14 protein-coding genes are annotated in these 17,659 nt (G+C 31.2%); 7 read left to right on the top strand and 7 right to left on the bottom strand.

Annotation, left to right across the window (positions count from 1 at the left end; genetic code table 11):
• Positions 1-282: 282 nt before the first annotated feature.
• On the top strand, positions 283-2,613 hold the full coding sequence (locus ACH5TW_RS09175) for a TonB-dependent receptor (protein WP_439337508.1): 2,331 nt from the start codon (positions 283-285) through the stop codon (positions 2,611-2,613).
• Between the two features lie 19 nt (positions 2,614-2,632).
• Complete coding sequence (locus tag ACH5TW_RS09180; RefSeq protein WP_439336201.1) at positions 2,633-3,991, top strand: DUF4374 domain-containing protein; 1,359 nt, start codon at positions 2,633-2,635, stop codon at positions 3,989-3,991.
• 93 nt (positions 3,992-4,084) lie between these two features.
• Here the strand turns inward: ACH5TW_RS09180 and pyk are convergent, their stop codons facing one another.
• The 5 genes from pyk to ACH5TW_RS09205 form a co-directional block, all read right to left on the bottom strand.
• A complete protein-coding gene (gene pyk, locus ACH5TW_RS09185; RefSeq protein WP_439336202.1) occupies positions 4,085-5,527 on the bottom strand; it encodes a pyruvate kinase in 1,443 nt (480 codons plus the stop codon).
• Positions 5,527-6,012: an IPExxxVDY family protein gene (locus tag ACH5TW_RS09190; RefSeq protein ID WP_439336203.1), complete on the bottom strand. Its 486-nt coding sequence runs from the start codon at positions 6,010-6,012 to the stop codon at positions 5,527-5,529. Before ACH5TW_RS09190 ends, pyk begins: the two co-directional genes overlap by 1 nt.
• Positions 6,013-6,132: 120 nt before the next feature.
• Complete coding sequence (rnc, locus tag ACH5TW_RS09195; protein ID WP_439336204.1) at positions 6,133-6,873, bottom strand: ribonuclease III; 741 nt, start codon at positions 6,871-6,873, stop codon at positions 6,133-6,135.
• A 97-nt stretch (positions 6,874-6,970) separates the two neighbouring features.
• On the bottom strand, positions 6,971-8,221 hold the full coding sequence (fabF, locus tag ACH5TW_RS09200; protein ID WP_439336205.1) for a beta-ketoacyl-ACP synthase II: 1,251 nt from the start codon (positions 8,219-8,221) through the stop codon (positions 6,971-6,973).
• A gap of 12 nt (positions 8,222-8,233) precedes the next feature.
• Positions 8,234-8,467, bottom strand: a complete 234-nt coding sequence (locus ACH5TW_RS09205) for an acyl carrier protein (RefSeq protein WP_007647141.1) — start codon at positions 8,465-8,467, stop codon at positions 8,234-8,236.
• A 186-nt stretch (positions 8,468-8,653) separates the two neighbouring features.
• Here ACH5TW_RS09205 and purN point away from each other — a divergent pair, with 186 nt between their 5' ends.
• From purN to ACH5TW_RS09225, 4 genes are all read left to right on the top strand, one after another.
• Positions 8,654-9,223, top strand: a complete 570-nt coding sequence (gene purN, locus ACH5TW_RS09210) for a phosphoribosylglycinamide formyltransferase (RefSeq protein WP_439336206.1) — start codon at positions 8,654-8,656, stop codon at positions 9,221-9,223.
• A 44-nt stretch (positions 9,224-9,267) separates the two neighbouring features.
• A complete protein-coding gene (locus tag ACH5TW_RS09215; protein ID WP_439336207.1) occupies positions 9,268-9,909 on the top strand; it encodes a ribonuclease H1 domain-containing protein in 642 nt (213 codons plus the stop codon).
• 56 nt (positions 9,910-9,965) lie between these two features.
• Positions 9,966-10,892: a PfkB family carbohydrate kinase gene (locus ACH5TW_RS09220; RefSeq protein WP_439336208.1), complete on the top strand. Its 927-nt coding sequence runs from the start codon at positions 9,966-9,968 to the stop codon at positions 10,890-10,892.
• A gap of 80 nt (positions 10,893-10,972) precedes the next feature.
• Positions 10,973-12,871, top strand: coding sequence for an amidophosphoribosyltransferase (locus tag ACH5TW_RS09225; RefSeq protein ID WP_439336209.1), 1,899 nt, complete (start codon positions 10,973-10,975; stop codon positions 12,869-12,871).
• Positions 12,872-13,174: 303 nt separating this feature from the next.
• Here ACH5TW_RS09225 and ACH5TW_RS09230 read toward each other — a convergent pair whose 3' ends face one another.
• Complete coding sequence (locus ACH5TW_RS09230; protein WP_439336210.1) at positions 13,175-13,381, bottom strand: hypothetical protein; 207 nt, start codon at positions 13,379-13,381, stop codon at positions 13,175-13,177.
• Between the two features lie 57 nt (positions 13,382-13,438).
• A complete protein-coding gene (locus ACH5TW_RS09235; protein ID WP_439336211.1) occupies positions 13,439-14,047 on the bottom strand; it encodes a superoxide dismutase in 609 nt (202 codons plus the stop codon).
• 124 nt (positions 14,048-14,171) lie between these two features.
• Here ACH5TW_RS09235 and ACH5TW_RS09240 point away from each other — a divergent pair, with 124 nt between their 5' ends.
• Positions 14,172-17,303 carry a UvrD-helicase domain-containing protein gene (locus tag ACH5TW_RS09240; RefSeq protein WP_439336212.1) on the top strand — a complete coding sequence of 1,044 codons (3,132 nt, stop codon included), beginning with the start codon at positions 14,172-14,174 and terminating at the stop codon, positions 17,301-17,303.
• Positions 17,304-17,659 lie beyond the last annotated feature (356 nt).

A 17,659-nucleotide genomic window follows, 5' to 3' on the forward strand; every position in this document is an offset into this window, starting at 1 on the left:
TTATAATATAACAATGAGGTTATTTAGAATTATTCAAAATAACTTCTGGTTTTTAATAAATCATTAATTATACCAATCATATTTTTACAAAAAACAACAATATATTGACATAAAATAAATTATCATTAAATCGTTTATTTTTATTTGGACTGAATATAAATAAGGTTAATTTTGACAAAAAAAATAACCTTATAAATTTTGATAAAACCTTTTTATTTAATCGCACTTTTTTTTATTAATATTTCAGCTATAGCGCAAAGTGGAAATATTACAGGCTATATAATGTTTGATAATAATAAGTCAGCAATAGGGACATCAATAGTTTTAGAAAATTCTAATTTCAAAAAAGAAACATCAGCAGGTATAAACGGAGAATTTATTTTTAACAATATACCATACGGTAAATACACCCTTAAAATTCATTCGCTTAATGCTAAAAGTGTAACAAAAAAAATTCTATTAAACACTAAAAACAAATCGATTAATAGTGTTTTAGAATTAACCGAATATCAGGATTTACAAGAAGTTTTAGTAAAAAGCAAAACGGAAAAACGCAAAATTGAAGACAAAGGCTTTGCAGCAAATGTAATTGAAACGAAAGAAGCAAGTGTTAGAAATATTCAAACAAACGAATTGCTAAATGCGACAGTTGGCGTTAAATTAAGACAAAACGGTGGTTTGGGTTCACAGGTACAATATAGTCTAAATGGGCTTTCAGGTAGTGCTGTTCGCATTTTTATTGATGGAATACCAATATCTATCTACGGGTCTTCTTTTAGTTTAAATAGTATTCCTCCATCTATTATAAAAAGAATTGAAGTCTATAAAGGGGTTGTACCAGGTCATTTAGCTGATGATGCATTAGGTGGTGCCATAAATATTGTACTTCATAATTCTACAAAAACAAATTTGAATGCTTCTGTGTCTTATGGGTCGTTTAACACATTACAAACCAACTTTAACGGCTTATATCGTTTTGAAAAAACTGGTTTTACTGTTAAAGGTTCTGCCTTTCATAATTATTCTAACAATGACTATAAAATTTGGGGAGGCCAAGTTAAAGTTACAGGTTTAGGAGGCGTACAAACCCCAATAACTGCAAGAAGGTTTAATGATGCCTACAAATCTACTGGAGGAATGGTGCAAATTGGATTTACTGATGTAAAATGGGCTGACCAATTTTTAATTGGTGTTACCGGTTCTAATGATTATAAAGAGATTCAACATGGAGCTTTTATTACGATTATGCCTTATAAGGATCGATTCATGAAATCAGATGCGATACTTGCAAATTTAACTTACCAAAAGAAAGATTTATTTACCAAAGGTTTAGATGTAAACATACATGGCCTATATGGAAAAAGAAATCGTGAAGTTAGTGATACTTTGCCTTGGGCTTATGGTTGGAATGGAGAAAGAGCAATAGATTTTCAAGGTAACGAATATCAATACCCATGGGGCTCTCAACAAGAAAAAACAGAATATGGCCCTATTTATAATTATATAAATAGAAATGTAGCATCTGTAAGATCTGGAATATCTTATGCTTTAAACAGGTCTCATAAAGTTTTATTCAATCATGTATTTAGTAGTATTGATAGAGAAGATAGTGATGAATTTGCTTCTGCAACAGAAAACACATTTACAGGGTCTAGAAACTTAGATAAAAACATCTATTCTTTAACCTATGAATTAAATGCTTTAGAAAATAAACTAAAAGCAAGTTTGTTTGGTAAACACTACCAACAAAAAACAGTTAGTATAGATCCTGAAATCCAAAGTGATAACGAAGGAAATAATATAATAGTAGATGAGATTGTAAGTAGTAATAAAAAATATAATGGCTACGGGTTTGCAACTTCGTATGCTATTATTCCAGAAATTACACTATTAGCTTCGGCTGAAAAAGCCATTCGTTTGCCAAACGAAACTGAAGTTTTTGGTAATGATGGTGACAATGTTGTAGCTAATCCAAGCATAACACCAGAACAAAGTAATAATTATAATTTAGGGTTTCGATTTGGAGCATTTCACTTTAAAAAGCATAAAATTACTATAGCAACAAATCTTTTTACTAGAAATATAAAAGACAGAATAGGTTTGCCTATTGAAAGAACTCCAGACGAAGATCTTATTCTTTATGAAAATCAAGGAAATGGAACTTCTAGAGGAATAGAAGCTCAATTAGAATATAGTTATAATAACAACTTAGCATTCAATTTTAATATTACGCGTTTAAATTTAAAAGTTATAAATCGTGGTATAGAAATAGACGTGCCTAATACCCCTTTCTTTACTATGAATGGAGGTTTACGCTATTCTATAAAAAACGCCATTCAAAAAAAATCTCGCTTAAATTTATTTTACACGCTTTATTTTACAGATACATTTTCATACTTACCTCCTCAAGGGAACAATACATCAGGGAACGAATTTTTTGAAGTTCCACAACAAATCGCTCAAGATTTTGGACTTACCTATAACTTTCCTAACAATAAATTAATTATGAGCTTCGATATTAAAAATATATTCGATGAACCCTTATACGACAATTTAAGAGTACAAAAACCAGGACAAGCATTCTATCTAAAATTAAATTATAAAATTAAATAACTATTAAAATTAAAACAATATGAAACGAACATTTCTAAATATCAAAGCATTTGCGAGCATATTACTATTAACAGGACTAATTTCTTCTTGTAGTAGCGATGATAATACACCAGACCCAGAACCGCTTGTTGAAGATGATAGATGGATAACTATTGCCGCAGCTCAGATGGGAGAGAACCCAGGTGATGGTAATGGTGGTACTTTAATTTATAGTATTAGTAGCGAAGATGCTAAAGACCCAACAATGTCAATTCAACCTTTTGATAATGGTTTTATAGTGCCATCAAATAGAACAGCTCGTTTACAGGCCTCTGAAGATGGTAATACTATTTTTAATATTAGCTATGCTGGAGATACTGGAGGAAACTATACTAAATATACTGTAAATGGTGGTCAAAATTTTACTCCTACAGGGTCTGAAGTTAGTATTGCGCCTTACGTAGGTTCTGCTCCAAGATGGATAAAATTATTCGATGGAGATAAAACAGGAGCTGCTGTTTATGTTTCAACCGAACATCAATTCGACGATAATGGTACGCCAGATGATGATACAGACGACAGTTATACACGTACTGAAGCTACTATGGGTATTGTAACGTTAGATTTAGAAAATTCTTTAATCAAAAATTTTCAAGAGTCAAGTATTCCTTTAACACCAGAGGAAGAAGCTAACGGTTATTATATCTCTAGAATAGACATGCCTACATTAAACGCTGCTGGGAATAAATTATATATTGGAGCCCGCTTGAGTAAGGTTGACCCTGCAACAGCAGAAACAGATAGAAACGGAGCTATTTTAGGTTCTAAAACTATAGTTTTAGATTATCCGTCTTTATTAAACCCAACTGTAATTTCTTCCACTATAGGTCACGGAAACACTAATGGTTACCGTAGTATTAATTCTTTCGAATACAACGGAAGTGTTTATCAAGCCAATCAAGGCGATCTAGAAGGGTCTCACATTTTAAAAATTGGAGCAAATAATGAATATGATAATACATACGATTTTAATTTAGATGATGCTTTAGGTGTTGAAGAGGCTTATATTCTTGCTTGGAGACCTGCTGCAAACGGAAAAGCAGTATTAGCCTACCGTCATGCAGGCTCTGAAGAAGGCCTAGCAGGAGCACAAGGCTTCTTTGCTTTAGTAGATTTAAATGCAAAAACGGCTACTAAAATTGATGCCATTCCTTATGATCCAGATTTCTACTTATTTCAATATCAAGGCTTCGCCGTTAATGAAACTGAAATATATGTAACTCAAGCTCCGGTTGGACAAAATGGAAATATTTACGTTATCGACACAGAAACAGGAGAGGTTACTAAAGGTGCTCAATTAATTAACAAAGCAGGAAGTCACTTCATAGGAGCTTTCTAAAAGCGAAAAACTAAAAATATATCATTCAATAAAAAAACTCCAATAGATGAAATCATCTATTGGAGTTTTTTTATTGAATATAAGTCCCTTTTACTAAAAACTACAATTTGTAATTTCTGTAACTCTTAATGTATTTACCATTCCTTTTTCTTGAATAGGCATTGCTGCCAAACTAATTAACATATCGCCTACATCTAAATAGCCTTTTTTACAAGCTATAGCATTTACATCTTCAATAGTTTCATCTGTACTTACAAACTTATCATAATAAAATGCACGAACGCCCCAAAGTAAACTTAAGCGTGTTAAAATGCGCTTATTTGAAGTAAATACTAAAATATGACATGATGGTCTCCAAGCTGAAATTTGAAATGCTGTATATCCACTATTTGTTAATGTTGAAATAGCTTTTGCATTAATTTCATTTGCCATATTAGCAGCATGATAACAAATAGATTTTGTTATATAACGATTCGTACGAATATGTGGTGGTAGTTGTGGGACCTGTATAAGTTTAGAATCTTCAACACTTTTCAAGATATTTGACATTTGTCTAATTACTTGAACAGGATATTTACCAACAGATGTTTCTCCTGAAAGCATCACAGCATCAGCACCATCCATAACCGAGTTTGCAACGTCATTTACTTCTGCTCTTGTTGGTGTTAAACTATCAATCATAGTCTCCATCATTTGGGTAGCTATGATTACTGGGATTCTAGCCTTTTTAGCTCGTAATACTAATTGCTTTTGAATTAGTGGTACTTCTTCAGCTGGAACTTCAACACCTAAATCACCACGTGCTACCATTAAACCGTCACAATGTGTCACAATTTTATCAATATTCTCTACAGCTTCTGGTTTTTCAATCTTAGCTATAATAGGAATTTTATGTTCACTATGTTTATTAATTAAATCGCGTAATTGCATTAAATCCTCTGCATGACGCACAAATGATAGTGCAATCCAATCTACTTCTTGACTTATAGCAAAAATAGCATCTTCAATATCTTTTTCTGTAAGAGCTGGTTGCGATATATTTGTGTTTGGTAAATTAACTCCTTTCTTAGATTTTAAAGGTCCACCTTGTACAACACGTGCAACTACTTCGTCTTTCTTATTTGTAGAAACAACTTCAAACATTAATTTTCCGTCATCTAAAAGAATTCGTTCTCCTGGTTTTGCGTCTTGTGGAAACCTTTCATAAGTCATGTAAACACGTTCTTTTGTGCCTACAAATCGCTCTCCTGTTGCAAAAACTATTTCATCTCCAGGGTTTACAAAAACATCTTCTTTCATAACTCCTACACGAAGTTTTGGCCCTTGTAAATCTGCTAAAATAGCTGCATTAAAACCAAACTCATCGTTTAATTCTCTAATCATTTTTATACGCTCTGCAACATCTGCATAATCAGCATGAGAAAAATTAATTCTAAACACGTTAGCACCTTCTTCAAGCATTCCTTTTAAAACTTCTTTTGTGCTTGTAGCTGGACCTAAGGTTGCTACTATTTTTGTTTTCTTTTGTATCTGCATTAGCTAAAAATTAAATTGTCTTTAGATTTTAATTGACTACTATCAATACTATAAGCTGTTGCAATTTGAGGTATTTTTAATATATTATCTAAAATATATTTTTCTTTACTTAAATTGAACTCGTTGTTTATTTTTAAAAAATAATTAACACGTTTATATTCTGGTATTAAATGAGTCGTTTTTGTTATTTTTTCTTGGTCATCAAATAATGATTCATAATTTATTTGCTGGAAACTTTCTATTTTACAAACATTAGAAACCAAATTCCAAGTTGTTAATTGCTTATTGTCTTCCCATTCAAAAATTGAATATGTTGATGTTCCTTTATCATAATCTAAATCTGATGGTTTTCTTATTAAAGTTATCCCTAAATGTTTATTAAGAAGATACGCTAAACGGTAATCTTCAAGAGAACAATGTATAGCGATTAAAGTATATGTAACTTCATCAAAAACATCCCCAAGAACAAGCTTATGAATAGCCATAAATTTTTAATTAAACGAACAAATATAATATATAAAAGTTTGAAGAATGATATATTTTACTCAATCTTAATGATAAAGATAACTAAAACGTTATAGTAAATTGTTTTTAAAGAAATTTCTTTAAATCATTTTAGACATCCTACTCTGGAATGCAAAAAAAGCACGTTTAGAAGCTTTTTCTTCTGCTTTTTTCTTAGAAGTAGCTCTTGCTTTAGCAATAATTTTATCATCTATTGAAAGCTTCACAGAAAAATGCCTAATGTCATCGTTCCCAGTGTCTTCATAAACATTATAATTAAATGTTTTCTTTTCCTTTTGACACCACTCAATTAACAAACTCTTATAACTTATTACCTTGCCTTCAAGAGTTTCAATATCGACATGAGGAATAATAACTTGCTTAAAAATAAATTTTTCACAATACTTATAACCTTTATCTAAAAAAATAGCTCCAACTAAAGCTTCGAATAAATTACCATGTATATTATCTCCAAATTGACCAGCAGGAATTTTACTTTCAACTAAATCAATTAGTTTAAGATCTCTACCTAACTCGTTTAAATGCTCTCTACTTACTATTTTAGAACGCATTTTAGTTAAGTAACCTTCGTCGCCACTAGGAACTTCAAGATATAAATGAGAAGCAATAACCGAACTTAACATGGCATCGCCTAAAAACTCTAAGCGCTCATAATTAATAGCATTACCTTTACTGTCCTTTTTATTCATAGAACGGTGTGTAAATGCCTTTTCGTAGATTTTTATTTGCTTAGGCTTGAACCCAAGAATTTTATTTATTTGCATAAAAAAATTCCCGTTGCGTTTAAAACGGGAATTTAATATGTTACGAATGTTTTTCATCTGATAATAAATATCTTAAATTAATGTCAGATGTAATAAACCATGTTTCATTTTACTGTAAAAATTAATTTATCTTATGGTTTATTTCATTCGGGATTTAATCTATTTTTTTGAATAATACACAAGCGTTATGACCGCCAAATCCAAATGTATTACTCATTGCTACATTAACTTCACGTTTTTGAGCCTTGTTTAAAGTTAAATTTAATTCTGAATCAATATTTTCATCAACAGTGGTGTGGTTAATTGTTGGAGGAACAATACTGTGTTCCATGGCCAATATAACCGAAATAGCTTCAATAGCTCCTGCCGCACCTAAAAGGTGTCCTGTCATTGATTTTGTAGAATTAATATTTATTTGTTTTGCATGACTACCAAATACCTTTGAAATTGCCTTAAGTTCGGCAACATCACCTAAAGGTGTAGATGTACCATGTGTATTTATATGGTCTACATCTTCTGGTTTAAGTCCAGCATTTTCTAAACAATTTTTCATTACCTCAACAACTCCAATACCTTCTGGATGAGGCGCTGTCATATGATAAGCATCAGAAGATAATCCACCTCCTGCAACTTCTGCATATATTTTTGCTCCTCTTGCTTTTGCATGCTCATATTCTTCTAAAACTAAAGCTCCTGCTCCTTCACCCAAAACAAAACCATCTCTGGATCCATCAAAAGGTCTAGAAGCTGTTTCTGGACTTTCATTTCTAGTAGATAAGGCGTGCATCGCATTAAAACCACCCATACCGGCAATAGTAACTGCTGCTTCACTTCCTCCTGTAACAATAACATCACAATACCCTAAACGAATTGAGTTTAAAGCATCAAATATAGCGTTAGCAGAAGATGCACAAGCAGAAACTGTTGTGTAATTTGGCCCCATAAAACCATGTTTTATAGAGATGTTTGCTGGCGCAATGTCAGCAATCATTTTAGGAATAAAGAATGGGTTAAATCTTGGAGAACCATTCCCTGCTGCAAAGTTTAATACTTCTTGCTGAAAGGTTTCTAATCCACCAATGCCTGCCCCCCATATAACACCAACTCGTAACTTATTAACTTCGTCAAGATTTAATTTAGAGTCTTCAATAGCTTCATCTGCAGCTACCATAGCGTATTGTGCAAACTTATCCATTTTACGAGCCTCTTTTCTATCAAAAAAGTCTGTTGCGGTGAAGTTTTTTAATTCGCAAGCGAATTTTGTTTTAAACTTCTCGGTATCATAATACGTTATAGGCGCAGCACCACTTTTACCACTAATTAAACCATCCCAAAATTCATCTTTGGTATTGCCAATTGGTGTTAAAGCCCCTAATCCTGTGACTACAACTCGCTTTAATTCCATAAAATATTTTGCTTATTTTGCTGCTTCTATGTATGATATAGCTTGACCAACTGTTGCAATGTTTTCAGCTTGATCGTCTGGTATTTGGATATCAAATTCTTTTTCGAATTCCATAATCAACTCTACAGTATCTAAAGAGTCGGCTCCTAAATCGTTTGTGAAGCTTGCTTCTGTTACAACTTCGTTTTCATCAACTCCTAATTTATCAACGATAATCGCTTTTACTCTTGATGCAATGTCTGACATAATCTTTTAATTTAAATGTTTTAATTAGTTGGCAAAAATAAAAAACTTTATTTTTAAAACACACCTTTAATTTAAAAATGTGGTGGTAATTTACTAAAATTACTTTGAAGTATTTTTATTTTACCTTCTAATTGTTAATAATTATTCTTTTTTTTGTTCGAATAATAATAACATATTGTCTGTAAAATGAAACGTATTGTAATTTTTGCGTCCGGAAGTGGTACTAATGCTGAAAATCTAATTAAGTTTTTTCACAACAGAGAAAATGCTTCTGTTATTCAGATATTAACTAACAATCCTCATGCCAAAGTTTTAGACAGATGTAAAAGACTAAGTGTTAGCGCGCTTTCTTTTAACAAAGTAGCCTTTACAAAAACAGAGGATGTTCTAAATATTTTAAAAGCATCTCAACCAGACCTTATTGTTTTAGCAGGTTTTTTATGGAAATTTCCAGAAAACATTTTAAAGGCATTCCCTAACAAAGTAATAAACGTACACCCAGCTTTATTACCAAATTACGGTGGTAAAGGTATGTATGGGATGCATGTACATAAAGCTATTGTTGATAATAAAGAACCCGAAACAGGTATTACCATACATTATGTTAATGAACATTATGATGAAGGTGCTATAATTTTTCAAGCAAAATGTAAAGTAACTTCAACAGATACCGCTGAAGATGTTGCTGCTAAGATTCATGAATTAGAAATGGTACACTTTCCTATGGTTGTTGAGAAATTATTGAACAAACTGTAAATTTTAATTTCATAAAGATTCCCTTCTTCAAGGGAATGATAAAAATGGCTTCAAAAAAGAAAAAATATTACACGGTTTGGAAAGGGCATAAAACTGGTGTTTTTGAAAAATGGAATGTTTGCAAAAAACAAATAACAGATTATCCCGGTGCTCAATATAAATCTTTCTCAACTCTAGAAGCTGCTAAAGAAGCCTTAGAAGGTAATTATTTCGATTACATTGGAAAAAATAAAGGTTTTAAAAGTGAATTATCTCATGAACAATTAAAAAAAATTGGTCAACCTAATTATAATTCTATCTCGGTAGACGCTGCCTCTAGCGGAAACCCAGGCATTATGGAATATCGTGGTGTAGACACCAAAACAAAAAAACAACTATTTATTCAAGGCCCTTTTGAACAAGGCACCAATAATATTGGAGAATTTCTAGCCTTAGTGCATGGTTTAGCAATTCTGAAAAATAACAATAGCGACCGTATTTTATATACCGATTCTAGAACTGCTATGAGTTGGGTAAAAAAGAAAACTTGCAATACAAAACTTGAACGTAACGCAAAAAACAAACCTGTTTTTGATTTAGTAGACAGAGCCATTGATTGGTTAAAAAACAATTCCTACAAAACAGTAATTGTAAAATGGGAAACCAAAGCTTGGGGAGAAATTCCTGCCGATTTTGGGAGAAAATAAATTCGGTTTTTACTAGCTAAATAACTTATCTTTGCAAAAAAATTAGAACTCTTTTCATGAGTAAATTAGTAATAGTAGGTACCGTAGCTTTTGATGCTATTGAAACACCTTTCGGAAAAACCGATAAAATACTTGGTGGAGCAGCAACTTATATAGGTTTATCTGCCTCACATTTTAATGTTGATGCCGCTGCAGTTTCTGTTGTAGGAGGCGATTTTCCGCAAGAATATTTAGATTTATTATCAAATAAAAATATTGATGTTTCAGGAATTGAAATCGTTAAAGAAGGTAAAACATTCTTTTGGAGTGGTCGTTATCATAACGATATGAACTCGCGCGATACCTTAGCAACAGAACTAAACACGCTTGCCGATTTTAACCCTGTGGTTCCGCAAGATTATAAAGACGCAGAAGTTGTTATGCTTGGTAATTTACACCCACTAGTACAATCTAGTGTATTAGACCAAATGACAACCAAACCAAAAATGGTTATTTTAGATACCATGAATTTTTGGATGGACTGTGCTTTAGACGATTTACTAAACGTTATAAAACGCGTAGACATTATTACCATTAACGATGAAGAAGCTAGACAACTAACCGGTGAATACTCATTAGTAGTTGCGGCAAGAAAGATTCATGAAATGGGCCCTAAATATGTTGTGATAAAAAAAGGAGAACATGGTGCTTTATTGTTTCATGATCATAATGTTTTTTATGCTCCTGCGTTACCTTTAGAAGAAGTTTTTGATCCTACCGGAGCAGGTGACACCTTTGCTGGAGGCTTTGCTGGATATATTGCAAAAACAGGAGATACTTCTTTTGAAAACATGAAAAACGCTGTTATTTACGGATCTACATTAGCATCTTTTTGTGTTGAAAAATTTGGAACCGAGCGCATGCAGAATTTATCAAATGAAGAAGTCCATAAGCGATTATTGCAGTTTAAACAATTAACGCAATTTGAAATAGAATTATCATAATACAACGCGCTCTAAAAGAGTGCGTTTTTAATTAAAAATAAAAATTTATTATTTCCGCGTAAGCGAAAACATTTATAATTATGAGTGATGCCTTAAAACACGAATGTGGAATAGCTGTAATAAGACTTTTAAAACCTTTAGAATTTTATAAAGAAAAGTACGGAAGTGCCTTTTATGGTGTAAACAAAATGTATCTCATGATGGAGAAGCAGCACAATCGTGGTCAAGATGGTGCTGGATTTGCAAGCATTAAATTAAACACAAAACCTGGCGAACGCTATATTAGTAGAGTACGCTCTATTGCTCAGCAACCTATTCAAGATATTTTTGCTCAAATTAACGAACGTGTTAATAACGAATTAAAAGCACATCCAGAATTCATGGACGATGTTGCTGCACAAAAAAAACATATCCCATATATTGGAGAAGTTTTATTAGGTCATGTTCGTTATGGTACTTTTGGTAAAAATAGCGTAGAAAGTGTACATCCATTTTTAAGACAAAATAACTGGATGCATAGAAACTTAATTATGGCAGGAAACTTTAACATGACCAATGTTAAAGAGCTTTTTAGTAATCTTATAGAATTAGGACAGCACCCAAAAGAGTATACCGATACCATCACTGTTATGGAAAAAATTGGTCACTTTTTAGACGATGCTGTAAGCAAAATTTATAAAGACCTAAAAAAGGAAGGCTACAACAAACAACAAGCCTCTCCGCTTATTGCAGAACGCCTTAAAGTAGCAAAAATTTTAAGACGTGCTGCCAAAAACTGGGATGGAGGTTACGCAATGGCAGGACTTATAGGGCATGGTGATGCCTTTGTTTTAAGAGACCCTGCTGGAATTAGACCAGCCTATTATTATAAAGATGACGAAGTTGTAGTAGTTGCATCAGAACGTCCGGTAATTCAAACGGTTTTTAATGTAAAATTTGAAGACGTAAAAGAATTAGAACCAGGACAAGCTATTATTACTAAAAAATCGGGTGAAGTAAGACTAAAACAAATATTAGAACCTTTAGAAAAGAAATCTTGTTCTTTTGAACGTATTTACTTTTCACGTGGTAGTGATGCCGAAATATACCAAGAACGAAAAATGCTTGGAAAATTATTAATGCCTAAAGTTTTAGAGGCCATTAATAATGATACAAAAAATACGGTATTCTCTTTTATTCCAAACACTGCTGAAACATCATTTTTTGGAATGGTAGAAACTGCTGAAGCTTTTATTAATAAAACAAAAACAAATGCAATTTTAAATGGGCAACGTTCTTTATCGGCAGCAAAGGTTACCGAAATTTTATCTGAGCATGCGCGCGTTGAAAAAATAGCTATAAAAGATGTAAAGCTTAGAACCTTTATTACTGAAGACAGTAGTAGAGACGATTTGGTAGCACACGTTTACGATGTTACTTATGGTGTTATTAAACCAACCGACAACTTAGTAATTATTGACGACAGTATTGTAAGAGGAACTACTTTAAAGATGAGTATCTTAAAAATGCTAGATCGTTTAAATCCTAAAAAAATTATTGTTGTATCGTCGGCACCACAAATTAGATATCCAGATTGTTATGGTATTGACATGGCAAACCTTGAAAGCCTAGTAGCTTTTAGAGCCGCTTTAGAATTATTAAAAGACAATAACCAATATCATATAGTAAAAGAGGTCTATAATAAATGTATTAAACAAACCGAATTAGCAGATAAGAATGTTCAGAATTTTGTAAAAGAGATTTATGATCCATTTACGGATGAACAGATATCTGATAAAATTTCAGAATTGTTAAGCGATGAGAGCATAAAAGCAGAAGTGAAAATTATTTTCCAACCTGTAGAAAATTTACACAAAGCTTGTCCTAATCATTTAGGAGATTGGTATTTTACTGGTAATTACCCAACAGTAGGAGGCAATAGGGTTGTAAACCGCGCCTTTATTAATTTTTATGAAGGTAATAATGAACGTGCTTATTAATTAAGATTAATATAAATTTATAACATAAAAACTGAGTAAAATACATTTTACCTGAAAAAATAGCAGTTCGTCTAAAAAATATACAGATTATCTAAAATACATATAAATTGGTCTCACCATAACATAAGTAGGTTAAGTTCATGGTAGATTTGGGGCAAAAAAAGGTGAACATCTGTTCGCCTTTTTTTATGCGCTGATATTTCTTTACAAAAATCACTTCTGATTCAATATTATTTTTCGCTATTCCTTTTAAGCTAATTTATGAGTAGTTTAACTAAAATATTTTATCTGTCTTTAGTACTGTTATATCTTTGAAGAACCATAACATAAGTAGGTTAAGTTCATGGTAGATTTGGGGCAAAAAGGTGAACACTCGTTCACCTTTTTCATTTTATATACTTTCCATAAAAATAAAACCTTTTTTATAAAATTTCTGTTTTGCATTAGGGTTTCAACAGCTTGTTTGCTCTCTCCTACAATAGTAGTAGTCATGCCCTTTGGTAAGGCCATAAAAAAAGCAAATTCAATTAAGAATTTGCTTTAATATATTTAACGATTTAGCAATTATTACTTTGCCTCAGCGTAACGTTTTTCAACTTCATTCCAGTTAATAACACTAAAAAATGCTTTAATGTAATCTGGACGACGGTTTTGGTAGTTTAAATAATAAGCGTGCTCCCAAACATCTAATCCTAAAATAGGAGTTCCTCCACAAGAAACACCTGGCATTAATGGGTTATCTTGGTTTGGTGTAGAACAAATTTCTACTTTCCCGCCTTTTTGCACACATAACCAAGCCCAACCAGACCCAAAACGTGTAGCTGCTGCTTTAGAAAAAGCATCAATAAATTCTTCTTTAGAACCATAAGCTGCTTCAATAGCATCTTTTAATTCTCCTGATAAATATCCTCTGTCTTCTGGATTCATAACCGTCCAAAATAATGAGTGGTTATAAAAACCACCACCATTATTTCTAACAGCTCCATTATCCATATCTAAATTTGTAAGAATATCTTCAATAGACTTTCCTTCTAAATCTGTTCCTGCAATAGCATTATTTAAATTGTTTGTATACCCTTGGTGATGTTTTGAGTGATGTATCTCCATAGTACGTGCATCCATATGTGGTTCTAAAGCATCGTAAGCATATCCCAATTCTGGTAATTCAAAAGCCATAATTTTTTGTTTTAAAATATTAATATTTAATTTATTTCAAATTTACATATAAAACGCATCAATTAAAAATAATAAATTGTTATTGAACCATTGATAGTTTTTATCTTGTATGCAAATTTATTTTATGCAACCAAACCAATCTTTTACTATTTATAACGCTTCTGCTGGTAGCGGAAAGACCTTTACGCTAGTAAAAGCTTATTTAAAAATTTTATTTAGCACGAGTAATCTCTATCTTTTTAAAAATATTTTAGCCATTACATTTACCAATAAGGCGGTTGCAGAAATGAAAGACCGCATTATTGATACTTTAAAACAATTTTCTGACGTTTCTATTTTAGAATCTAAAAATAGCATGTTTGAAACTATTTGTGAAGAATTGGAGATGGAACCAAAAACGCTTCACGAAAAATCAAAAAAACTGCTAAATACTATTATACACAATTATGCTGCTTTTGATATATCGACCATTGATGGTTTTACACATAAATTAATACGAACCTTTACCCACGATTTAAAACTGCCTTTAAATTTTGAAGTTGAGTTAGACCAAGATGCGCTTTTAAATGAGGCTATAGATAGCTTAATCGCAAAAGCAGGAACCAACGATGCACTAACAAAAATTTTAATAGATTTTGCCATTGAAAAAGCAGATGACGATAAAAGTTGGGATGTATCTTTTGATTTTAATAAAATTGCAAAACTACTGGTTAATGAAAACGATATTCCTTTTATTGAAACATTAAAAGACAAAACCTTAGACGATTTTAAGGTGCTAAAAAACCAGTTAAAAAAAGAGATTTCGGTTTTAGAAATAGCTATTGTAGATAATGCTAAAAGTGTTTTAGCATTAATTGATGAAGCTGGATTAGAATTCAACGATTTTTCTGGAAGTTATTTACCAAAACATTTTAAAAAGTTAGCCGATAAAATTTTCAATGTGAATTTTGAAGCTAAATGGCAAGAAGACCTTGAAACAAAAACACTTTACCCAAAACGTGTTACTAGTGAAATAGCTTCAATAATAGAACAAATTCAACCCAAAATAGCCACCGCTTTTAACGATACTAAAAACGCTGTTTTTCATCTTAAATTTTTAAAAAGTTTTTATAAAAACATAACACCGTTATCTGTGTTAAACGCTATTAATAACGAATTAAAAATGCTGAAAGAAGATCAAAACAAAATGCTTATTTCAGAATTTAATACTATAATTAGTAACGAAATTAAAAACCAGCCAACACCTTTTATTTACGAACGTATAGGCGAAAAATTTAATCATTATTTTATTGATGAGTTTCAAGATACCTCAGAAATGCAATGGAATAATTTAATTCCGCTTTTAGGAAATTCATTAGCAACCGACACCGGAAGCACCATGTTAGTAGGCGATGCTAAACAAGCTATTTACCGTTGGCGTGGTGGAAAAGCAGAACAATTTATTGGCTTGTTTAATAATGATAATCCGTTTTACATTGAAAAAAGCGTTAAAAATCTACCAACAAATTATAGAAGTTTTAAAGAAGTCGTTCAATTTAATAATGGGTTTTTCAAATTTCTTTCATCTCACGTTTTTAGTAAAAAAGATTACGAAACACTTTATGAACACGCCCCTCAAAACAGCTCAAAAGATGAAAGTGGTTATGTAGAATTATCTTTTTTAGATATTGATAAAGACGATGATAGAAATCTTGCCTTTTCAGAAAGCGTTTTAACAACCATTACTAATTGCTTAGAAAACAATTATACACTACAAGATATTTGTGTTTTAGTAAGGAAGAAAAAAGAAGGTGTCGCTGTGGCAAATTATTTAAGTCAGCATGAAATACCCATTATATCATCAGAAACCTTACTTATTTCAAATTCTACCGAAGTAAATTTTATAAATGATTTGCTAACACTTTTAATTCAACCAAAAAATAACGAAATAAAGATTTCAGCTTTAAATTATCTAACAACTTTATTTAATATTGAAGACAAGCACGAATTCTTTATCAATCATATTAATTTATCAATTTCTGATTTGTTTAAAAGTTTTGAAGCTTTTCATGTTTTTATTAATAATAACACCTTGCTTCAGCTACCACTTTATGATTTAGCCGAAACCATTGTACGTGAATTTAATTTGGTTAAAACATCTAATGCTTACATTCAATTTTATTTAGATTTTGTTTTAGATTTTTCACAAAAAAAAGGATCGGATATCTCTGGGTTTTTATCCTACTTTGAAAAGAAAAAAGAAAGCTTAAGTATTATATCTCCTAAAGGACAAAATGCGGTTCAAATTATGACTATTCACAAGTCTAAAGGGCTAGAATTTCCTGTTGTTATATTTCCTTTTGCCGATTTAAATATTTATAGAGAATTAGAACCCAAAGAATGGTTTCCGTTAGACAAAGAAAAATACAATGGCTTTTCGCATACCTTATTAAACTATAATAAAGATTTTGAACATTATGGTGAAGCAGGATTACATATATATACCAACCACAAATCGGAACAAGAATTAGACAACATAAATTTACTATACGTAAGTTTAACACGTGCTGCCGAACAATTGTTCATCATCACCAAAAATGATAGTGCATTAAAAGGCGATGCCAAATCAAAAAAATATTCAGGGCTATTTATAAATTATTTACAACATATTAATGTTTGGAATGATTCGCAATTGGTTTATACTTTTGGAAACCCTAAAAGAGATACTCAAAACGTATTAGAATCAAAAGAAACAAATATTCAGCAAGAATTTATATCTACTTCAAAAGAAGATCATAACATAAAAGTAGTTACAAAATCTGGTTTCTTATGGGACACCAATCAAGAAAAAGCTTTAGAAAAAGGAAATCTTATTCATGATATTATAGCGTATATAAATACAGAGTCAGATATTGATTCTGTAATAACAGATTTCACTAATACAGGTACTATAAATACCGAACAAGCAATTATCATAAAAAAAACTGTCTATCAAATTGTAAATCATCCATTATTAGAAAAATATTACAGCTCAAATTATACTATTTATAATGAGCGTGATATAATAACCAAAGAAGGAATGGTTTTAAGACCAGATAGAGTTGTTATAAATTCAAATAACCAAGCTATAATTATTGATTATAAAACAGGGATGGAAGATAAAAAACACGAACAACAATTGCAATCATACCAAGATGCTTTAGAAGATATGCAAATCACTGTAAAAAAGAAAATACTTTTATACATAAATAATGATATTAAAGTATTAGAAGTATAATCGTTCCTTAATAATTTGTATATACCGATTCTGTAATTAAAACCTTAGCTCATTTAAAGTCAAAAACGCTTAAAATATTGAAAAAATGCTTTTAAACGAAGAAAATTGTGTTATCAACCTTAATTTTTTAAAAAAATTAAGACAAAAAGGAAGAATACACTCACAGTCAATTGTTCATGATTAAAAAAGCATCTATTAGCGAATTTTAAAGGGTTCATTGAGGTTTAAAAATGAAAAATGTTATCTAAAATCGTTCTGAACTATCGATGAATAGTAGTTTTCTCCATTTTTTTTATATATTTATCTTTGTTAATAAAATTTAACAACTTACTTTTGTTCACGATTAACACTTAAAA

It is taken from the genome of Thalassobellus sediminis (genome assembly GCF_044386045.1).
In the GTDB taxonomy this organism is placed as follows: Bacteria; Bacteroidota; Bacteroidia; order Flavobacteriales; family Flavobacteriaceae; genus Thalassobellus; species Thalassobellus sediminis.